This is a genomic window from Glutamicibacter sp. NPDC087344 (assembly GCF_044744225.1).
Taxonomy (GTDB): domain Bacteria; phylum Actinomycetota; class Actinomycetes; order Actinomycetales; family Micrococcaceae; genus Glutamicibacter.
Window position 1 is genome coordinate 119,519 of sequence record NZ_JBIUXY010000007.1, and the last position, 18,694, is coordinate 138,212.

The 18,694-nt window shown below is 59.7% G+C and carries 18 protein-coding genes; 11 read left to right on the top strand and 7 right to left on the bottom strand.

Annotation, left to right across the window (positions count from 1 at the left end; all coding sequences use genetic code 11):
- Nucleotides 1-259 precede the first annotated feature (259 nt).
- The 5 genes from ACIOWL_RS13825 (at nucleotide 260) to ACIOWL_RS13845 (ending at nucleotide 5,741) form a co-directional block, all read left to right on the top strand.
- Entirely contained in the window at nucleotides 260-1,465 is a 1,206-nt protein-coding gene (locus ACIOWL_RS13825; RefSeq protein ID WP_400386113.1) for a Gfo/Idh/MocA family protein, read from the top strand.
- A gap of 7 nt (nucleotides 1,466-1,472) precedes the next feature.
- Entirely contained in the window at nucleotides 1,473-2,483 is a 1,011-nt protein-coding gene (locus ACIOWL_RS13830) for a LacI family DNA-binding transcriptional regulator (protein WP_400386116.1), read from the top strand.
- Nucleotides 2,484-2,694: 211 nt separating this feature from the next.
- On the top strand, nucleotides 2,695-3,693 hold the full coding sequence (locus ACIOWL_RS13835; protein WP_400386118.1) for a sugar ABC transporter substrate-binding protein: 999 nt from the start codon (nucleotides 2,695-2,697) through the stop codon (nucleotides 3,691-3,693).
- Between the two features lie 79 nt (nucleotides 3,694-3,772).
- Nucleotides 3,773-4,837, top strand: coding sequence for an ABC transporter permease (locus ACIOWL_RS13840; protein WP_400386120.1), 1,065 nt, complete (start codon nucleotides 3,773-3,775; stop codon nucleotides 4,835-4,837).
- Nucleotides 4,838-4,856: 19 nt separating this feature from the next.
- Complete coding sequence (locus ACIOWL_RS13845; protein ID WP_400386123.1) at nucleotides 4,857-5,741, top strand: ATP-binding cassette domain-containing protein; 885 nt, start codon at nucleotides 4,857-4,859, stop codon at nucleotides 5,739-5,741.
- Between the two features lie 79 nt (nucleotides 5,742-5,820).
- Here ACIOWL_RS13845 and ACIOWL_RS13850 read toward each other — a convergent pair whose 3' ends face one another.
- Nucleotides 5,821-6,822: a LacI family DNA-binding transcriptional regulator gene (locus tag ACIOWL_RS13850; RefSeq protein WP_400386125.1), complete on the bottom strand. Its 1,002-nt coding sequence runs from the start codon at nucleotides 6,820-6,822 to the stop codon at nucleotides 5,821-5,823.
- A gap of 233 nt (nucleotides 6,823-7,055) precedes the next feature.
- On the opposite strand from ACIOWL_RS13850, the gene ACIOWL_RS13855 reads away from it, so the two are divergent.
- The 3 genes from ACIOWL_RS13855 to ACIOWL_RS13865 are packed head-to-tail and all read left to right on the top strand — an operon-like array spanning nucleotide 7,056 to nucleotide 10,227.
- On the top strand, nucleotides 7,056-7,991 hold the full coding sequence (locus tag ACIOWL_RS13855; protein WP_400386127.1) for a sugar phosphate isomerase/epimerase family protein: 936 nt from the start codon (nucleotides 7,056-7,058) through the stop codon (nucleotides 7,989-7,991).
- Nucleotides 7,992-8,016: 25 nt separating this feature from the next.
- On the top strand, nucleotides 8,017-9,201 hold the full coding sequence (locus tag ACIOWL_RS13860; protein ID WP_400386129.1) for a Gfo/Idh/MocA family protein: 1,185 nt from the start codon (nucleotides 8,017-8,019) through the stop codon (nucleotides 9,199-9,201).
- Between the two features lie 30 nt (nucleotides 9,202-9,231).
- Nucleotides 9,232-10,227: a substrate-binding domain-containing protein gene (locus ACIOWL_RS13865; protein ID WP_400386132.1), complete on the top strand. Its 996-nt coding sequence runs from the start codon at nucleotides 9,232-9,234 to the stop codon at nucleotides 10,225-10,227.
- 22 nt (nucleotides 10,228-10,249) lie between these two features.
- Here ACIOWL_RS13865 and ACIOWL_RS13870 read toward each other — a convergent pair whose 3' ends face one another.
- Entirely contained in the window at nucleotides 10,250-11,251 is a 1,002-nt protein-coding gene (locus tag ACIOWL_RS13870) for a Gfo/Idh/MocA family oxidoreductase (RefSeq protein ID WP_400386134.1), read from the bottom strand.
- A gap of 29 nt (nucleotides 11,252-11,280) precedes the next feature.
- Nucleotides 11,281-12,165 (bottom strand): sugar phosphate isomerase/epimerase family protein, encoded by an 885-nt coding sequence (locus ACIOWL_RS13875; RefSeq protein ID WP_400386136.1) that lies wholly within the window; start codon nucleotides 12,163-12,165, stop codon nucleotides 11,281-11,283.
- Between the two features lie 339 nt (nucleotides 12,166-12,504).
- Between ACIOWL_RS13875 and ACIOWL_RS13880 the strand changes: the two genes are divergently transcribed.
- Complete coding sequence (locus ACIOWL_RS13880) at nucleotides 12,505-13,290, top strand: hypothetical protein (protein ID WP_400386138.1); 786 nt, start codon at nucleotides 12,505-12,507, stop codon at nucleotides 13,288-13,290.
- A 22-nt stretch (nucleotides 13,291-13,312) separates the two neighbouring features.
- On the opposite strand, the gene ACIOWL_RS13885 is transcribed toward ACIOWL_RS13880, so the two are convergent.
- A complete protein-coding gene (locus ACIOWL_RS13885; protein WP_400386141.1) occupies nucleotides 13,313-14,347 on the bottom strand; it encodes an aldo/keto reductase in 1,035 nt (344 codons plus the stop codon).
- A gap of 224 nt (nucleotides 14,348-14,571) precedes the next feature.
- Here ACIOWL_RS13885 and ACIOWL_RS13890 point away from each other — a divergent pair, with 224 nt between their 5' ends.
- A complete protein-coding gene (locus tag ACIOWL_RS13890; RefSeq protein ID WP_400386143.1) occupies nucleotides 14,572-15,177 on the top strand; it encodes a TetR family transcriptional regulator in 606 nt (201 codons plus the stop codon).
- Here the strand turns inward: ACIOWL_RS13890 and ACIOWL_RS13895 are convergent.
- Nucleotides 15,174-15,761 carry a TetR family transcriptional regulator gene (locus ACIOWL_RS13895; RefSeq protein WP_400386145.1) on the bottom strand — a complete coding sequence of 196 codons (588 nt, stop codon included), beginning with the start codon at nucleotides 15,759-15,761 and terminating at the stop codon, nucleotides 15,174-15,176. The genes ACIOWL_RS13890 and ACIOWL_RS13895 overlap by 4 nt on opposite strands.
- An 82-nt stretch (nucleotides 15,762-15,843) precedes the next feature.
- Here ACIOWL_RS13895 and ACIOWL_RS13900 point away from each other — a divergent pair, with 82 nt between their 5' ends.
- Nucleotides 15,844-16,623: an SDR family NAD(P)-dependent oxidoreductase gene (locus ACIOWL_RS13900; RefSeq protein ID WP_400386147.1), complete on the top strand. Its 780-nt coding sequence runs from the start codon at nucleotides 15,844-15,846 to the stop codon at nucleotides 16,621-16,623.
- Here the strand turns inward: ACIOWL_RS13900 and ACIOWL_RS13905 are convergent.
- Nucleotides 16,620-18,020, bottom strand: coding sequence for an NtaA/DmoA family FMN-dependent monooxygenase (locus ACIOWL_RS13905; RefSeq protein ID WP_400386150.1), 1,401 nt, complete (start codon nucleotides 18,018-18,020; stop codon nucleotides 16,620-16,622). The two genes, ACIOWL_RS13900 and ACIOWL_RS13905, sit on opposite strands and share 4 nt — an antisense overlap.
- Nucleotides 18,021-18,024: 4 nt before the next feature.
- Nucleotides 18,025-18,693 (bottom strand): methionine ABC transporter permease, encoded by a 669-nt coding sequence (locus ACIOWL_RS13910; RefSeq protein ID WP_400386153.1) that lies wholly within the window; start codon nucleotides 18,691-18,693, stop codon nucleotides 18,025-18,027.
- Nucleotide 18,694 lies beyond the last annotated feature (1 nt).

Genomic DNA, 18,694 nt, shown 5'->3' on the forward strand with positions numbered 1-18,694 from the left:
GGTGTCTGTCGTGCCTCAAATTGCGACCCGTTCACTTTGTGGCCCGTCCGCAGGTCAGTTCAAAACCGGCTGCGACATGGGAAATTGGACGGAAAGGTCTGCTTGTCCAATTGTCCTGACAAAAAAGTCGTTGAATTTCATTGATTAAACCAACCAAACGCCCATAAAGTCTGTCTGGAACGGTCCAATTTTGATTATCGGCTGGCCGGAGCTTCTGAATATGTCAGCTCTGGCGGCCGGCCAACCCGTAGGAGTGAACATGGCAGAGCAGAAAACTATTGGCGTCGGGTTGATCTCAGTGGGGTGGATGGGCAAACTTCATGCTCGTGCGTATTCCTCGTTGCCCTACGTGTATCCGGAACTGGGGATCACTCCCAGATTGGTGATTGCCGCGGATACCGAGCAATCAAGGGTGGATTTCGCGACCTCGGTGCTCGGATTCGAACGCGGAACCTTGGACTACCATCAGGTGTTGAGCGACCCGGACGTTGACGTGGTGTCCATCTGCGCACCGAACTTCCTGCATGCTGAAATGGCTGTGGCCGCGGCGCAGGCCGGCAAGCACTTCTGGATTGAGAAGCCGGCTGGTCGCAGTTTGGCTGAAACCACCTCCATCCAGGAAGTCGTTGAAAACAATGGCGTAACAACCTCCATCGGGTTCAACTATCGCCACGCTCCGGCAATCGAGCACATTAGGCAGCTGGTGCTTGAGGGCCGGTTGGGGGAGATCACCAATGTTCGCGCGAGCTTTTTGGCTGGTTATGCAGCCGAGCCCAAGGGCGCCCTGTCCTGGAGGTTTGAGCGGGAACTCGCCGGCAGCGGCGTGTTGGCCGACCTCTTCAGCCACGCGGCAGACCTCTGCCAGTACACCATCGGTGCGATCAGTGAGATCACCGCGGCGAGCAGCACCATGTTTGAAACCAGGCCAAAGCTGGCCATGGGGCAGGGAACCCACTTTGATGTCATTGAGGGCGGGGAGATGGGCGAGGTAGAAAACGAAGATTACGCGGCTGCCCTGGTCCGTTTCTCCGGGCCTGGCCGCGCGGCCAAAACCATTGGAAGTATCGAGGCGTCACGGGTCGCGGTGGGGCCCGAATGCGGGTACCGGCTGGAAATCTACGGGACCGAGGGCTCGGTCAAGTGGGACTTCGAGCGTATGAACGAACTGCAGGTCGTTGTGGGCCGCGGCAACGAGGAACAGGGATACACCACGGTAGTCGGCTCGCCGAAATACGGGGACTACTCGCGATTCCAACCGGGCCCGGGCAATGCCATGGGATTCGACGACCTGAAGATCATCGAAGCCAAAAAATTCCTCACTGCCGTGGCCGGGGGAGAGCAGTTGAACTCGAACATCCATGATGCGGTCGCAGCGGCCGCCATCGTCGAGGCGGCTGAGCGCTCTGCTCAGTCTGGCGCGTGGCACGCCGTGCAGCAGCAAGTCGGAGCCACCTGCGCGCGGTAGGCATGTGATGACTGAACCGTTACGCCGTCGCCCAACCATCCGGGACGTTGCCAGCCATGCGGGGGTCTCCAAATCTCTGGTGTCGCTGGTGCTTTCGGACCCGGACCGAGTCAGCGCGCAGCGCCGGGAAAAGGTTGAACGATCGATCCGTGAGCTTGGTTATCAACCGAACCTGGCCGCCCGCTCACTGTCCGCCGATAATCCCCGGGCCATCGGTGTGGTTCTGGGCGAGCTGCATAACCCGTGGGCGCTCGAAGTGGCTGAGGTAGTCCGCGACGAACTCCAAGATGCAGGCTTTGACGTGCTGTTCAGTGCCGCCCCACCCCATGCTGGACAAGGGGTGGGGCCCTCGGCCTTTAAATCGCTTCGCGATCTGAGGGTGAGTGGATTTTTGGTACTGGGGACGGTGGAGGAAGGCTCGGGTTTCGAATCCGCGTTGGAGGGAGCCCAGGCGGTGTTTATCGGCAGCGGCCGGCTCGCGCAAGGGGCGATCGGCGCCGTCGAGGTGGATGATGCCCAAGGGATTTCGGAGGTGGTTAAGCATCTTGTTGATGGCGGGCTCACCCGTATTGTCCACGTGACCGGTGGACCCGGGCTGGTGTCCCATGGCCGGGAGGCCGCCTATCACCGGGCTATGCGGCTGCATGGATTGCAGTCCGAAACGCGAGTGCTGGAAGCCGGGCCAAGCATTGAGGCGGGACGGGCAGCCGTCGCTGAATTCTTGGAGCAAGAACCCGCCCCGCAGGCGCTGGTCTGCTTCAACGACCTGACCGCCTTCGGCGCGCTTCAAGCCTTGGATGAGGTGTCGCAAGAGGCCGCGGTGACCGGATATGACAACATTGCGCTCTGCTCCCTGAAGCGGATCTCGCTGACCAGCGTGGATCCAGACAGCAAAGAACTGGGAAAACGCGGCGCGCAACTGCTGCTGCGGATGCTTCGCGCCCCCGATGGCCAGTTTTCTCGGCAGATCATGGTTTCACCTGAGCTTATTGTCCGTACTTCGTCCCGTCCCAACTAGTTTGAAAGGTGCAAAACCCAGTGTTTTGGACCTGAAGCACTCAAAAAAGTTTCGTAAGAACATCCTTATGTCTTTACAAAGTGTTGACGTTGGCGATTTCTTAGCGCACACTTTAGGAGACCTGTGATTCACATCACGAGCGTTTTTGAGTAGGCGGTAAGCTCCAGGGAACGACGGAGCCTGCTGACGGTTACCTGAAGGGAACAGGACTATGGGAATGACAACTTGGCGGAAAGCGGCGATCGCGCTGGCAATTGTTCCGGCGCTCGGGCTCGCCGCATGCTCGGCCGAGGGCGGCCGGGAGCCAGTTGCCAGTGGTTCGGAGGGTGGCGGCGGGCAAGTTGCGACCACCGAACGAATGAAAATTGCGGTGATTACCCACGCTCCTCCGGGTGACACCTTCTGGGACATCATCCGCAAGGGCGCCGAAGAAGCAGCGGCCAAAGACAACGTTGAATTGCAGTACCTGGGGGATCCGGACGGCGGGCGCCAGTCCCAGCTCATCGAGCAGGCGGTGGACCAGGGTGTAGACGGAATTGCGGTCACCTTGGCCAAACCTGACGCGATGGCCGGAGCGCTGCAAAAGGCAACCGACGCCGGTATCCCGATTGTCAGCCTGAACGCGGGCGAGGATCGTTTTAAGGACTTGGGGGCCTTCGCCCACTTCGGCTCCGATGAGGAGCTGGCCGGCGAGGCGGCTGGCGAGAAGCTGAAGGCTGAAGGAATCAAAAAACCAATCTGTGTGATCCAGGACCAGGGGCACGTGGGCCTTGAAGCCCGTTGCGCCGGCGTGAAGGAGATCATCCCTGAAACCGAGGTGCTTTATGTCCAGGGCACCGATATGACCCAGGTGGAATCCACCTCAACCGCAAAACTTCAGGCAGACAGCGAAGCCGATGCAATCATCGGTCTGGGTGCACCCATCACCATGACGCTGCTCAAGGCCAAGGAAACCGCCGCTTCGCAAGCGGAAGTAGTTTCCTTCGACATGAACCCGCAGCTGGTCACCGAAATCCAAGAAGGCAACGTGTTGTTCACCGTAGACCAGCAGCCATGGCTGCAGGGATACATGGCAGTTGATTCGTTGTGGCAGAACTACCGCGGCGGATTCACCATTGGCGGTGGACAGGCCACCCTGACCGGACCGACCATTGTTGACAAGGAAGTCGCGGACCGAATTTCCACCTTCGCCCAGGAAGGTATCCGCTAAACACGTCCGAACTGTTCTAGCGCCGCTGGATTCGCCAGCGAACCAGCGGCGCTAGAACACCGGATGAGGAGAAAACATCATGGCACTGACAACAGCTTCCACCACTCGTAAAAGTCCAGCCCAACCCGGAGATGAACGCGTCGCCAAAAAGAGCGCGCTATCGGTTCTGCTGGGACGACCGGAAATCGGCGCCCTCGTTGGCGCTGTTGCACTCTTTATCTTTTTCGCAATTGTCGCACCGGTGTTCCTCGCGCCGGCCTCCATGGCCACCGTGCTCTACGGCGCCTCAACCATCGGCATCATGGCCGTCGGTGTTTCACTGCTGATGATCGGCGGCGAATTCGACCTATCCACCGGTGTCGCGGTGATTTCCTCGGCGCTGAGCGCGTCACTGTTCTCCTGGTACTTCGGGCTGAACGTTTGGGTTGGAGTAGTGCTGGCCCTGGTCGTTTCGTTGCTGATTGGTTTTATCAACGGCATCATTCTGATCAAAACCAAACTCCCCTCCTTTATCGTCACCCTGGCCAGCTTTTTGATGCTGACCGGTCTGAACCTGGGGTTGACACGTGCCATTGGCGGTTCGGTGTCCTCGCCGTCAATCGCCAACATGGATGGCTTCCAAAGCGCTAAGGCAATTTTTGCTTCATCCGTGAGCATCGGGGGAGTCGATATCAAGGTCACCGTTTTCATCTGGTTGATCATGGTGATTGTCGCTTCCTGGATCCTGCTTCGCACCAAGGTCGGCAACTGGATCTTCGCCATCGGCGGAGATGAAAAAGCGGCCGTCGCGGTCGGTGTGCCGGTGGTTCGCACCAAAATTGGATTGTTCATGGCCGTGGGTTTCTGCGGCTGGGTGCTGGGAATGCACAACCTGTTCGCCTTCGACACCGTGCAGTCCGGTGAAGGCATCGGCAATGAGTTCCTCTACATCATCGCCGCGGTGATCGGTGGATGTCTGCTCACCGGCGGTTACGGTTCAGCCATCGGCGGCGCCATTGGCGCCTTCATCTTCGGCATGGCCAACAAGGGTATCGTCTACGCCGAATGGAACCCTGACTGGTTCAAGTTCTTCCTGGGCCTGATGCTCCTGCTGGCCACGGTAGTGAACATCGTGGTGAAAAAGCGCGCGGAATCCAGCAAGTAGCGAAAGGAAACTAAGGATCATGAAATCTCGACTGACCGACGAACAGCTGCTTGAAAAGCTGGAACCAAAAACCACCGACAACCTGCTGACGCTGAAAAACGTTGGCAAGCACTACGGCAGCATCATCGCCCTGCGCGGTGTGGACATGCAGGTGGATCCGGGCAAGGTCACCTGCGTACTGGGTGATAACGGTGCGGGAAAGTCCACACTGATTAAGATCATTGCGGGCCTTCACCAGCATGACGAAGGAGAATTCACGCTCCACGGCGCGAGCATCAAACTCAAGAGCCCGCGTGTGGCACTGGATGCCGGGATCGCCGCGGTCTACCAGGACCTGGCCGTGGTTCCGCTGATGCCGATCTGGCGCAACTTTTTCCTTGGCTCCGAGCTGACCACGGGTGTTGGCCCGTTCAAGAAGCTGGACGTCAAGAAGATGAAGGAAATTGCCAAAAAAGAACTGCTGGACATGGGCATTGACCTGCGCGACGTGGAGCAGCCAATCGGGCAGCTCTCCGGCGGTGAACGGCAGTGTGTGGCCATCGCCCGGGCGGTGTACTTCGGCGCCAAGGTGCTGATCCTGGATGAGCCAACCGCCGCGCTGGGTGTGAAGCAGTCGGGAGTGGTGTTGCGCTACATCCTGCAGGCACGCGACCGCGGGCTGGGAGTCATCTTTATTACGCACAACCCGCACCACGCCTACCCGGTGGGGGATTCATTCCTGCTGCTTAAGCGCGGCCGTTCCATTGGTTATTACACCAAGTCGGATATCACCGTGGAAGAACTCACCGCGCAGATGGCCGGTGGCGCCGAACTGGCCGAGCTGGCCCATGAACTGGAGCAGATCGGCGGTCACAAGGAAGAGCTGGCCGAGGCCGAGGCCGGAGCGGCCGCCGCAACCTCGTAAGGTCATGGACGGTACGTAACGATCCCCCGGAAGTGCAGGAGCATGGCCCTGCATTCCCGGGGGATTATTGTCGTTTTCCCTACAAAACCTGGGCCTTGGCGGGGTGCGCTGTACTGCCGCGCACCAGTAGCGAGGGCTCAATCGAAATCGACTGCAACGGTGCCGACGGGTCATCCAGCCGAGCCAAGGCAGCTTGCGCGGAGCGTAGCCCGAGCTCGCGCGCATGGATGTCCACGGTGCTCAGTGCCAGCCCGGGGACCAGGCTGGAGGAAGAATTGTCGTAACCGATCACCGAGAGGTCCTCGGGAACCTTCAACCCGTAGTGAGCCGCGGCATCGAGCACCCCCAGCGCGCTCTGGTCGTTGTGGGCGAAAACGGCGGTAGGGCGTTTGGTCGAGCGCAGGGCTTCGCCAATATCGGCCGCCGCCTGGGCGCGTGCGTAGGATGAGGCGATGACCTGCGCGTGGAGACCGGATTCCTGCATCGCCTGACGGTAGCCCGCGTCGCGTTCCAGATATCCATCCGAGGGCGGGTTGGCGAGAAACACGATGTTCTGGTGGCCCAGCTCAATGAGGTGATTGGTAGCCAGGGCGGCGCCTTGCAGATTGTTGGTGTAGACATTATCCGCCCCCGGGGCCACCCGGGCCGTACTGACCATAGGGGTGGCGGAAGTGTAGCCTTGGAGCGCCGAGTCGGGGAGCAACAATCCGGCGGCCACAATCAGGTCTACCCTCGATTGCATGAGCGTGTCCAAGGCGGCGGTATCCCGCTGGCCGTCAATGCTGCCCACGGCCAAGATGAGCTGTTTGGTGCTGTCCCCGAATCCTTCGCGAAGCCCGTCAAAAATATCCGCAAACAGGTCGTTGTGCAGGTCGGAGAGGAACACTCCGATGGAATTTTGCGACTTGCTGGCAAGCGTGGCGGCAATGCGGTTCGGCTGGTAATTCAGTTCGCGTCCGACCTGAAAAATACGTTCACGGGTTTTGGCGTTGACCCCAGCTGCGTTCCGATAGGCCAATGACACCAGCGCGCGAGAAACTCCGGCCGCCCGCGCGACGTCTTCCATGGTCACCGACTTCACAGCAGTTTCCCTCCTGGATGTGTGAATTCCTGCAGCTGGCTGTTCGACCCTCTCAGCACCTAGCTTAGGGGAAGTTTATTGTCTCGTGGTCTTCAGAATCGCCCTTGCGCCGTCAATTTTTAGCATTTGACTTGGTGAAATGAGTTCCATAAATATGTTCTGACAAACCTATTGACCATAAATCTAGAGCGCTCTAGTATTAACTCCAACAACACAACAATGACGGAGGATACATGTCGTTAGATCAGGCCCAAGCCGGTGGAATCAAGGTGGGAATCGCGCCCGACTCATGGGGTGTCTGGAACGCCGAAGACCCGCTGCAGCCACTTCCCGGCCAGTATCTCGCGGAAGCCGCGGCCGCCGGCTACTCCTACACGGAGCTCGGCCCCTATGGGTATCTGGGAACCGATGCCGGCCAGCTCTCCTTGCAACTGGAACAGCACGGGCTCACCCTGACCGGCGGCACCAGCTTCACCTCGCTGCACCTGGGTGGCACCGAACTTGAGCGGGCCTGGGAAGAAGTCAGCCAGGTGGCGAAGCTGATCACCAAACTTGGGGCAGAACACCTGATTGTTATTCCCGAGCTCTGGGTACGTGATGACGCCGGGGCAGTGAAGGGCCGCCGCGGATACTCTGCGGAGCAGTGGGAGAACTTCTGCACCGGACATGATGAACTTGGGCGCCGGTTGCTTCAGGAGTTCGGGGTGCGCCAGCAGTTCCACTCGCATGCGGACAGCCCCATTGGAACCCGGCAGGACATTGACCGCCTGCTGGATAATACCGATCCTCGGTACCTGAATCTCTGTTTGGATACCGGCCACTTCGCGTATTACCTGGGAGACAACGTCAAGCTCATCACCGAGCGTCCAGAGCGTATCGGCTACCTGCACCTGAAGCAGGTCAACCCCCAGCTGATCGCCCAGGTACTCAAGGATGACATCGACTTCGCCACCGCTGTGCAGCTGGGAATCATGGTCGAGCCGCCGTTCGGGGTGCCAGACTTCGCTCCGGTGCTTGAAGCCGTGGCCAATCTGGACCGCGAGATTTTCGCAATTGTCGAGCAGGACATGTACCCGCTCAAGAGCATGGACCAGCCGTTGCCCATTGCGCAGCGCACCTTCAACCACCTTTCCTCGTGCACCTCACGTATTCGTGTCGCCGCACGCTAAGCCCTAATCTTCAAGGAGAAATGCCATGAGCAACAAAACACTGCGGGTCGGAATCATCGGTGCCGGCATGGCCGGCCAAGCCCACGCCTTCGGCTTCCGCAACGCCATGATGGTGCGTGACAGCGAGCCGGTTGACCTCGAATTGGTCTGCATTGCAGATCCGAATCTTCAGCTCGCCCAGTCTGTAGCCCGCCGTTTCGGCTTCCAGCAGGCCACCGCGGATGTTGATGAACTGATCAATTCGGATGTCGACATCATCAGCGTCGCCCTGCCGAACTTCCTGCACGCACAGGTGCTGCCAAAGGTGCTGGCCAGCGGCAAACACCTGTTCTCCGAAAAACCCATTGGGCGCACCCCGCAGGAAGCTTCCAGCCTGGCGCAGCTTGCCCGGTCCAGTGAAGCAGTCACCGGTGTCGGATTCTCCTTCCGCCGCCTTCCCGGGCTGGCGGCGGTAGCCGCCGCGGTGAACGAGGGACTGATCGGCTCGGTGCATACCGTGCGCGCCTGGTACAACGCAGACTATGCGGCGGATCCTTCCGGGGCGCTGACCTGGCGTTACTCTCAGGAGGAATCAGGCGGCGGTACCTTGCTGGACATCGGCGCCCATGCACTGGACGCGGTTGAATTTGTGGCCGGGCAAATCACCGAGGTGCACAACGCGACCCTCAACACCGTCATCAAGCAGCGTCCGCTGGCTGCAGCCGGTGCGGTGGGCCATGGCGGAGCGGTCACGTCCCAGCTGGGTGAGGTCACCAACGACGATGTAGCACTGCTGACCCTGGGACTGGAGAACGGCGCCCAGGCACAGGTCCAGCTCAGCCGCATCGCCCACGGCGTCCCCAATTCCCTGGGTGTTGAACTGTTCGGCGATGCCGGAAGCGCCACCTTTGATTCCATCCGCGGCGGTGAATTCCAGCTCTTCACCGCCAGCGCCGACGGCGTCTACAACGGGCCGCGCACCGTGTACACCGGTCCGAACCACCCGTACTTTAATGATGTCGCGGCCATGCCAGGCGCCGGGGTCGGGACCGGATACGCCGAGGCATTTGTGGCGGAGATCCAGGAATTTGTGCGGTGCGTGCGCGACGGCCAACCGATGAGCACCGATTTCGACACCGCCGAACGCATGATGAACGTAGTCGGAGCCGCCTACGCGTCTGCCCAGCGCAAGGAACCGGTATCAGTCCAAGGCCTCGTAGCCCGGAGATAACGCACCAGCATCGGATCGAGGGAGAACACCATGCGTTGGATTGAAACAAAAAGTTCGAGTTTGACCGGGTTGGCGCTCGCCGGAGCGTTGATCCTGAGCGGATGCTCGTCGCAGGGCGGCCGGCAGGTAGTGGATGAGAATCTATCGGCCGGGCAGGTTGCCTCCACCGATCCGATCAAGGTCGCCATGATCACCCACGGGGCTCCGGGGAATACCTTCTGGGACACCATTCGCCGGGGTGCCGAGGAAGCGGCCGCCAAGGACAACGTGGAACTGATCTACAGCTCGGATCCCGAAGCAGGACGTCAGGCGCAGCTTGTTGAACAGTATGTGGTGCAGGGGGTTGACGGAATCATTGTCACCCTGGCCAAACCCGGTGCCCTGGAAGATGTGCTCTCCCAGGCGGAAGAAGCGGGGATTCCGCTGGTTTCCATCAACTCCGGAGGAGACGTGTCCGCGGCCATGGGCGCATTCGCCCACTTTGGCAGCGATGAAAAGCTGGCCGGGGAAGCGGTAGGGCAGCGGCTCAAGGAAGAGGGTAAAACCTCGCCGATCTGCGTGATCCACGAACAGGGGAATGTGGGTCTGGAGGCGCGGTGCGAAGGGGTGAAAGAGGTGATTCCAGCAACCGAAAACCTCTATGTCCAAGGAACTGACATGACCCAGGTTGCCTCCACCATCACCGCCAAACTGCAGACCGCCCAGGGTGCGGATGCACTGGTGGCCTTGGATGCACCCATTGCGCTGACCGCCGCCGCCTCCAAGGAGGAAGCGGACAGCGAGGCGGCCATTGCCTCCTTTGACCTGAATGCCGAGCTGGCCCAGGGCATTGCGGATCAAAAGATCTTGTTCACCGTGGACCAGCAACCGTGGCTGCAGGGGTACTTGGCGGTTGATGCGCTGTGGCAGAATCACCGCGGCGGCTTTGAAATCGGCGGCGGGAAAAACATTCTGACCGGCCCCGCAATTGTTGATTCCTCCAATGCGGAGCAGATCCTAAGCTTCGCGCAGGAGGGGATCAGGTAATACCTGACCCCCGGCCGCATGCTTAGAACCCGTAGTTGATCCGCTCGCTGCGCCCGCTGCTCAGCGACGTGGTGGCCGCCTCCGCGATGGCTTGAGCCTTCAAGCCATCGCGCAGGGAGACTGGAACATCCACTCCACGCTCTAATGCATCAACAAATCCACCCAGCGATGCCGCGTAGGTGGGCTGCACCCGTTCGAACCAGTTCGCGTGCAGCCCATCGGTCCGCGACTGGGCGCCGTGGAACAGGGTGACGTTACCCGAGCGCATCCGCCCGGATTCGGCCATCCCGTCGGCTCCCAGGGCTTCGATTCGTTCATCGTAGCCGTAACCGGTGTGCCGCACGCTGTCGATCTGCGCCAGCGCCCCGGTGCCGAAAACCAAGGTTGCCGCAGACGTGTCGACATCCCCAATCTCCGCTACCCGAGGGTCGGTCAGCGCGGACCCGGCAACAAATACCTCTTCCGGGTCTGCCCCGAAGATCCACCGGGCCAGATCAAAAAAGTGGACCGTCTGGTCGCGCATCTGGCCACCGGAGACTTTCAGATACTCCAGCGGTGGCAACGCCGGTCCTCGCGAGGTGAGCTGGAGTAATGAGAGCGGACCAAGCTCGCCCGCATCAACCAGATGCTTAAGCTGCGCATGGTCGCGGTCAAAACGACGGTTGAAGTTCACCATGGCGCGAATACCCGAGCGCTCAACATAGTCAACGGTTTCCCGAGCCTGTGCCAGATCCATGTCGATGGGTTTTTCAACCAGGGCAGCAATTCCGGCATCGGCTGCGCGGCGAAGGTTCTCGGCATGGGTATTGGTGGAAGAAGCGATAAACACCGCATCAATGTGCTCAGGGTTGAAAACTTCATCGAGATCTTGTGCCGCACGGGCCCCGTGGGTTTGGGCGAGAGTTTGGGCCCGTTCCTGGTCCACGTCGTAAACCAGGGCGAAGTCGACATCCGGGTTCTCCGCGAGGTTCCGGGCATGCACCGAACCAATAAAGCCGGCGCCAATGAGTGCAAAACGTTGCATGAGAAATCCTTGGAAGAGTGGGGATGAAATCAGGAAACCATGATGTCCAGCAGGTTGCGCATGGTGCTGGCAACCTTGAGGAAATCGTGTTCGTTGGCTTTGTCGGAGAACATTTCAGAGACCCACCAGCCGTCGTAGCCGGTGGACTTGATGGCATCAACCCATTCCTGCAGCGGGATGGCTCCGCCGCCGATCACCACATTGCGGTGCACATCCTGGGCGGGAACCTCGGTGGCACGGTCCAAATCAAGGCCGTCGGAAATATGGGCTGCCTTGATCAGTTCCTTGGGCAGTGCGGCAACCTCTTCCAAGGTGTCGCCAACCGTCCAGAAATGCCAGGTGTCCAGGGCAATACCGACGTTGTCTCGAGCAGCGCGTTCAATGATCTCCAGCGCTTGGGCGCAGCGGTTGATATTGGACCAAGCCAGCGGCTCCAGATAGATTTCCAGCCCCCGGTCTGCCGCGATGGCGGCCGCTTCGCGGACATTGTCCGCGGCGACGTTGATTGCCTCGGATTCGCTCAGGCCAAGGGTGCCCCGGTAACGGGGATCGGCATCCGCAAGGGAGCCGTTCTTGAAGTCCTTGACCACGTTCCAGTCCACCGGTCCGGTGCACATCTGCAAGATTGGCGCTCCAACAACAGTGGCGATATCGGCCATACGCTCCACCTCGGCAAGCATTTGTTGACGGGCGTTGCCGCGGCGCTCCAGGTCCAGGACCGCGCCAATGCCGGTCACCTCCAACCCGTCAAGCAGCGGGGGAAGGGTGTGCACCGAGTATCCGGCATCGAGGTAGCGATAGAGTTTGGGGCTTTGCAGCTCGATTCCGCCGAATCCGGCGGCGCGGGCGGCTGCAATGTCGGTGACTACGTTGCCGTGAAACGTGGTGGTGACGTTCATGGAAAGCTTGGGCATGGAGTTCTCCTCGGATAACTTCAAGTATCAAAAAATCATTCATGTGAGGTTGTCAGTACAAATCGTTCTTGAGTATCGTATGCCCTGAATGCTCACATGCATAGGGGGTACGAGGCGACAACCTAAAAGTCTTTGATCTGGCGGTCGCATGGAACGCTAGTTGGCTGGCAACAAAACGCATGCGCACATCCGCACTGGCAGATATTCACCCGCAAAAACTTTTTAAGTGATGAAGTTTTCGGCAAGACTCTGGAATCCCGCGCGCGGACACAGCGGATGGCGTTCTTGGAAGTCCACGGGTTTCCCCAGAGCCACATAAGTGATCGTAGAATCGAAAACATGTTGGCCTGCACACGCACCACACTCGATGCCGCAAGAGCGAACCTGCACATCATGCTGTCACTTGTTGAGCAGGGAAAAATCAAGTGCGGCGCCAAAACTCTGCGGCCTTCGGCGGCGACTGTAAAGCTCATCAGGGCCTCACTTGATGGTGGAGATTTTTATTCACATGAGGATATTCAGAGTTTCGCCTGGCCACTGATCCTGCAGGCTGGAGGATTGGCCACCGGCCCCACCCTCAAACTCACGGCCAAGGGCAAACGAGCCCAGAGTCGGCAGGCAGATCAGGTGCTGATTGAACTATGGAACGACTGGCAGCTGAAAGGACCCCTTGATGAGATCATGCGGGTTGAAGCGATCAAAGGCAAAACGGGGAAAAATGTTTTGTCTGCTCTGCGTCCGAGGCGCATCGCCGCTGCCGAATCGATAGAGCTCCTGCCGATCGACTCATTTATGGACCTCGACGAACTCTTTGGACTGGTCTACGCCACTGGTGATTTCACGTGCGCCCGCTACGAACGCTCCGTCTGGCGGTTCTACATGGAGCATCCGGAGTATGGTTCCTTCGGCTATGACGGCCGTGATTTCGCTGGGTTGGTCGACAAACGTTACCTGATGGTTTTGCTTTTTGAATACGCGGCAACCCTTGGCCTGGTTGACGTGCGCTACATCCAGCCTGAAAACGCCCGCGATGATCTTGAATCAATGGATCTGGGCGATGTTCCGGAACGGGTCAGCCGGTATGACGGGTTGATGCAGCTGCGGCTCACCCGCATCGGCGTGTGAACCGCAGCTGAGTTTCTGCGTGTCAGGCCTGCGCCATCTGCAGTTCTTCACGCCCCTTGGAAACAAAATAGATATCCTGTTGGCGCTCGCCGGCTACCTGATCAGCCAGCGTGTTCAGCTCTTCTAAGGACTGGGCGCTCAGCCGCAGGCTAGCTGCGGCCACGTTTTCATCCACATGCGCGGCGAAGCGTGTGCCAGGGATGGGGGAGACTGCGACGTTGAACTCGCGCGCCTGTTCATACACCCAGGCCAGGGACAGCTGCGCAGGGGTGATCCCCTCGCGCGCCGCTACTTCGTAGATCCTCGAACGCAGTGTGAGGTTGGTGCCGATGTTTTCATCGGTGAAGCGCGGGAAGTTGCGTCGGAAATCCTTGGCCTCCAACTGTTCTACGGAGTCCACGGCACCGGTGAAGAACCCGCGACCCAAGGACGCGTAGGGAACCAAACCCACACCCAGCTCGCTCGCGGTTGGCAGCAGCCAGCGCTCGATGTCTCGGCTGAGAATCGAGTATTCCATCTGAATGGCGGCAATCGGGTGTACCGCGTGAGCGCGACGCAGCTCATTGCTGGTCACCTCGGACAGTCCGATAAACCGGATCTTGCCGGCCTGCACCAAATCCGCGTAGGCTCCGACGGTTTCCTCGATGGGCACCCGGCTATCCACGCGGTGGTAATAGTAGAGGTCTACTTCGTCCACGCCGAGTCGCTGCAGGCTCTCGTCCAAGCACTTCTTGATGAACGCGGGCTCGCCGTTGGCGCGTGGGTCGCCGGGGTTCTTCGGCCGGACGATTCCTGCCTTGGTGGCCAGGGTGACCTCATCGCGACGGGTTTTGAGCACCTGGGCAAGGAGCTTCTCATTGTGCCCCTCGCCGTAGATGTTGGCGGTGTCGACAAACGTCACCCCAGCGTCGATCGCGTGGTTGGCGGTCCGCAGGGATTGCGCATCATCTGCCGAGCCGTACGGCCCGCTCAACGACATGCTGCCGAATCCCTGATTGGGAACCTGAAGCCCCTGTCCCAGATTGATGATCTCCAACGCTGTTGTTTCCTGTACCATGTTTACCTCCGTGCGGATCCTTGTGAATTCGAGCCTACCGAGCCGGGGGAGAGGCGCTGATTCGTGCGTCGTTAGATTGCGCCATACGATGTGGTGTTACCGGGTGTGACGCCACCTTGAACGTACGAATTCGGTGCCCAAGATTCCCTGTCATGGATATTTTGACAAGCCATTTGAGACGAAGTCTCAAACTTGAGCGAACGTCTCAGTGTAGGGTTTGGAACATGGCGGGAGCACTAGGCGAGCGGGTACGCGCAAAGATGAAGGTTGAGCTGGCCGAGCGGCTGTACAACCTCTTCGTCGAGCGCGGACTGGAAAATGTCACGGCTGAACAAGCGGCCCGGGCGGTTGGGATTTCCCGGGCAACCTTCTTCAGGTATTTCGCCTCGAAAGAAGACGCCGTGGTGACCGCGTTGCGTTCCTTCAGCGCTCAAATCTCTCAGCTCCCCGATGACTTAGCTTCGCGTCCAGGGGAGAGCCTGCTGGAGGTGTTGCGCCGCAGTTTCGATTCAACGGTTCAGTCCGCCGAGCAGGAGCCGGAGTTGCTGCGACAACGAATTCGATTCATCTGGGAGAACCCGAATTTGCGTGCGCGCTGGCTGAATTCCCGGCTTGAGCAGCAAGCGGAGCTGGCTCAGGCGTTGGCGCCATTTTGCGAGAATGCGCGGCAGTTGGATACCTCCGCGCTGATCGCGTTGGCATTGTACGACCGGTGTCTGGTGCGCTGGCTTGAGTCCCCGGCTGAATCCCTGCGAGAGCTGCTGGACGAGGCTTTTGACCATGCCGCGATGATCGATGCCTCGTGGTCGTCGACGCGCGTGCAAATTTAGGGGACGCGTAATACCGTCAGCGACTGCGTTAGGAAGGGCAGCGGGGACGGCTCGTCGGATTGCGCCCAGCGTATCCATGCGGTCATAGTGACGCTGCCGTAGGCCACCGAGAGATAGTGGGAATCGAGTTCGCTGAGCCCGCGGTGCATCAGGTACTGCATGGTCTGCTGATTCTGGACAACGGTGCGTACCGGGGCTTGGGCCAGCAACTCGGGTTGCTCGGCGATCAGGCGCAATCTTCCGCGGGTCACTTCGAGGTCTGGCAATGAGCGCAGGGCCGCGGTGGTGGCTGTTAACAGGGCGTCCAAGGGGTCTTGCGATGGGTTTTCGGCGTCTGCCATTTCGGTGCGTGAAACGGTGGCCGCCTCGTTGAGTCCTCCCCAGACAAGATCAGCCTTGGACGCGAAGTAACGGTAGAGGCTTTTGCGCCCAATTCCAGCGGCGTCCGCTATCTGAGCCATGGAGACGGCGTCGTACCCGTGCTCGGCAAAAAGTGTCAGGGCGATACCCGCTACGGTATCCGGATCAATGGATTGGGGGCGCCCGGTGGCGCGTAGTGTCGGTTGATCCTGTGCATCTGCCATGTTCCCAGTATGAGCCATTGAGTTATGACACCCTGTGTCATAACATGAAATCAGTTAGGTCAACAGATCCAAGGGAGCCATCATGAGCACAGAAAACACCTGGCAAGAACAGATCACCTCCGAGCGTTTCGCCGGCAAGACGGTCATCGTGACCGGTGCAGGATCCGGTATCGGCAAAGCCACCGCACTGCGCGTGGCCAAGGAGGGCGGTACCGTGATCGCCGCTGACCTGAGCGCTGAGCGACTGGATGAACTAGTCGCGGAAAACCCTTCCTTGAGTTTTGTGCTGGTGGCCGGAGACATCACCGACGAGGCTGTTGTTTCGCAAATCATCGCCGCCGCCAACGGTACGGTTCATGCCTTGGCCAACGTTGCCGGGATCATGGATAAATTCGAGCCAATTCATGAGGTCCAGGACTCCACCTGGGAACGTGTCTTTAACGTGAACGTCAACTCGATCCTGCGGCTGACCCGCGCCGTCGTGCCGTTGATGCTCCAGGCCGGGGCCGGCTCGGTGGTCAACGTGGCCTCCGAAGCGGGCCTGCGCGGTTCGGCCGCAGGTGTTGCCTACACCGCCTCGAAACATGCGGTGATCGGGATGACCAAGAACTCCGCGGTGATGTATGGCAAAAAGGGTCTGCGCTTCAACGCCGTGGCTCCGGGTGCCGTGCAGACCAACATCGAGGCGCCCATGGATTCCGTGTTCGCGCAGCAGGCCATCGGGCCGCTGATGGGAACCCTGGTTCCGGGTGTCGCCACCGCCGCGCAGTTGGCCGCCTCGATTACCTTCCTGCTCAGCGACGACGGCACCAACGTGAACGGTGCGGTGTTGGCTTCGGACACCGGCTGGAGCGCAATCTAGCCGGAGGGTTGCAACGAACCGAGGTTTGCACCCAGCCGGTAGCGTGCTGCGCGATGGGTCTGCGGAAGCCGTGAATTCCCGGCGCCGAAGATCCGTTCGCGCAGCGTTTCACCCGCGGTGTAACCCTGCGGTATGCGTCCGCGTCGACGCAGCTCCGGAACCACCAGTTCACCGAAGTCGCGCGCTGTGCCGAACGAATGGTACTGGCGCAGGTTGATGCCATCCACCCCGTCCGCATCAAGCCAGCGCTCGATTTCATCGCAGACAACTTTTGGTGTGCCCACCACAAAGTAGCGTTCCTGGCGCCCGGCGCGCAGTTGATCCAGCAACGCTTCTGCCGTTGTCCCCGGCGGAGTGCTGGATGCCAACGGAGAATCAAGTTTTCCTTCGCGTGCAAGAATCTCATGCACCGTAGTATCGGGGGAGTAGGCCGTCGGGTCGATCGCAAAACCGCCATGGGCCATGATGCCGTCTACGGAGGTCCGGGAGCGGTAGAGATCCCACTTGCGCTGTGCCTCTTCTTCCGTCCGCCCCACGATGACCCCGGCCTGGACAATGCATTTGATTGCCTGCGTTCCGCGCCCTTCCTGTGCGGCCGCCGCAAGGATTTTGCCCGAATTCGCTCGGTAGTCGGCCGCGGTGCGACCGCCCGTGAACACGACTTCGGCATGTCGCCCGGCGAACTCGATGCCGGCCGCAGAGCCAGTTGCCTGGAACAATACGGGGGTTCGCTGCCTGCTGGGTGCCACCAGGTGAGGGCCGGCCACCTGGAAGTGCTCGCCGTGATGATTAATGTAGCGGACCTTGTCCGGGTCCGAATACACACCGTGTTCCCGGTCATTGAGCACCGCATCATCGTCCCACGAGCCCTCCCAGAGTTTGTAGAGCACCTCAAGATACTCGTCGGCAATCCGATAACGGGTGTCGTGCTCGATCTGTTCGGCCAGCCCAAAGTTGCGGGCGGCGTTTGACAGATAAGAGGTCACGATATTCCACCCGAACCGCCCATTGGTTAGATGGTCAAGCGTCGCGGCTCTGCGTGCGAAGGCAAATGGTGGTTCATAACTTGTTGAATAGGTTGCTCCGAAGCCCACATTGCGGCTCACCGCGGCCATCGCAGGGATCACGCTCAGCGGGTCAAGATTGGGGATCTGCAGTCCTTCACGAAGCGCAGTCTCCGGCCCGTCGCGAAAGTCGTCGTAGGCCCCGATGACATCGGCAAGAAAAATCGCGTCGAATCCGGCATCCTCACTGACCTGTGCCAGTTCAAGCCAGTAGTCCAACTCTGCGGTTCGGTGGCGATTGTTGCCCTCCAACACCCACAAGCCATGGGTAATATGGCTGACACAGGCCATCTCGAACAGGTTGACGATCAGCTGCTTCTTCTCGGTTGGCATGAGGTTATCCCCTTCGAAGGATCTTGCGGGACAGGGCATTGCCGCCAAACTGCGCGAGCTGGACCAACGCAATCAGGAAGATGATGATCACCAGCATTACGGTGGAATCAAAACGTTGATAGCCGTAGACCATTGCCAGATCTCCCAAACCGCCTCCACCGACAATGCCGGCAACCGCTGTTGCATCGATGAGGGCAACCATCATGTAGGTCAATCCCAAGATCAACGCACCGAGTCCCTCGGGCACCACAATGGTGAAAAGGATTCGCAACGGCCGTGCACCCATGGCTCGCCCTGCCTCGATCACTCCAGGGTCGACCGCAACCAAATTGTTTTCCACAATGCGCGCGATGCTCAGCGAGGCCACAATGGTCAGTGCAAAAATCGCTGCCTCGGTGCCGATGGTGGTGCCGATGACCGCGCGGGTCAGCGGGCCGATGGCCACGATAAAAATGATGAACGGAATGGGGCGGATGATGTTGATCAGTGCGTTTAACACGACAAAAACGAAACGATTGGCCAGAATGTGCCCGGGCCTGGTGCTGTAGAGCACGAGGCCAAGCAGCAGGCCGAAAATCGAAGCCAGGATCATTGCGATGCTCACCATCTGCAGGGTCTGCAAGAGCGCGGTGAAAATCTTGGGCCAGAGCAGGCTCCAATCGGTGTTTCCCATG

Bases quoted from the DNA above. Each gene is read 5' to 3' on its own strand.
- ACIOWL_RS13825 (WP_400386113.1), top strand. From the start codon at position 260: ATGGCAGAGCAGAAAACTATTGGCGTCGGGTTGATCTCAGTGGGGTGG.
- ACIOWL_RS13830 (WP_400386116.1), top strand. From the start codon at position 1,473: ATGACTGAACCGTTACGCCGTCGCCCAACCATCCGGGACGTTGCCAGC.
- ACIOWL_RS13835 (WP_400386118.1), top strand. From the start codon at position 2,695: ATGGGAATGACAACTTGGCGGAAAGCGGCGATCGCGCTGGCAATTGTT.
- ACIOWL_RS13840 (WP_400386120.1), top strand. From the start codon at position 3,773: ATGGCACTGACAACAGCTTCCACCACTCGTAAAAGTCCAGCCCAACCC.
- ACIOWL_RS13845 (WP_400386123.1), top strand. From the start codon at position 4,857: ATGAAATCTCGACTGACCGACGAACAGCTGCTTGAAAAGCTGGAACCA.
- ACIOWL_RS13855 (WP_400386127.1), top strand. From the start codon at position 7,056: ATGTCGTTAGATCAGGCCCAAGCCGGTGGAATCAAGGTGGGAATCGCG.
- ACIOWL_RS13860 (WP_400386129.1), top strand. From the start codon at position 8,017: ATGAGCAACAAAACACTGCGGGTCGGAATCATCGGTGCCGGCATGGCC.
- ACIOWL_RS13865 (WP_400386132.1), top strand. From the start codon at position 9,232: ATGCGTTGGATTGAAACAAAAAGTTCGAGTTTGACCGGGTTGGCGCTC.
- ACIOWL_RS13870 (WP_400386134.1), bottom strand. From the start codon at position 11,251: ATGCAACGTTTTGCACTCATTGGCGCCGGCTTTATTGGTTCGGTGCAT.
- ACIOWL_RS13875 (WP_400386136.1), bottom strand. From the start codon at position 12,165: ATGCCCAAGCTTTCCATGAACGTCACCACCACGTTTCACGGCAACGTA.
- ACIOWL_RS13880 (WP_400386138.1), top strand. From the start codon at position 12,505: ATGTTGGCCTGCACACGCACCACACTCGATGCCGCAAGAGCGAACCTG.
- ACIOWL_RS13885 (WP_400386141.1), bottom strand. From the start codon at position 14,347: ATGGTACAGGAAACAACAGCGTTGGAGATCATCAATCTGGGACAGGGG.
- ACIOWL_RS13890 (WP_400386143.1), top strand. From the start codon at position 14,572: ATGGCGGGAGCACTAGGCGAGCGGGTACGCGCAAAGATGAAGGTTGAG.
- ACIOWL_RS13895 (WP_400386145.1), bottom strand. From the start codon at position 15,761: ATGGCAGATGCACAGGATCAACCGACACTACGCGCCACCGGGCGCCCC.
- ACIOWL_RS13900 (WP_400386147.1), top strand. From the start codon at position 15,844: ATGAGCACAGAAAACACCTGGCAAGAACAGATCACCTCCGAGCGTTTC.
- ACIOWL_RS13905 (WP_400386150.1), bottom strand. From the start codon at position 18,020: ATGCCAACCGAGAAGAAGCAGCTGATCGTCAACCTGTTCGAGATGGCC.
- ACIOWL_RS13910 (WP_400386153.1), bottom strand. From the start codon at position 18,693: ATGGGAAACACCGATTGGAGCCTGCTCTGGCCCAAGATTTTCACCGCG.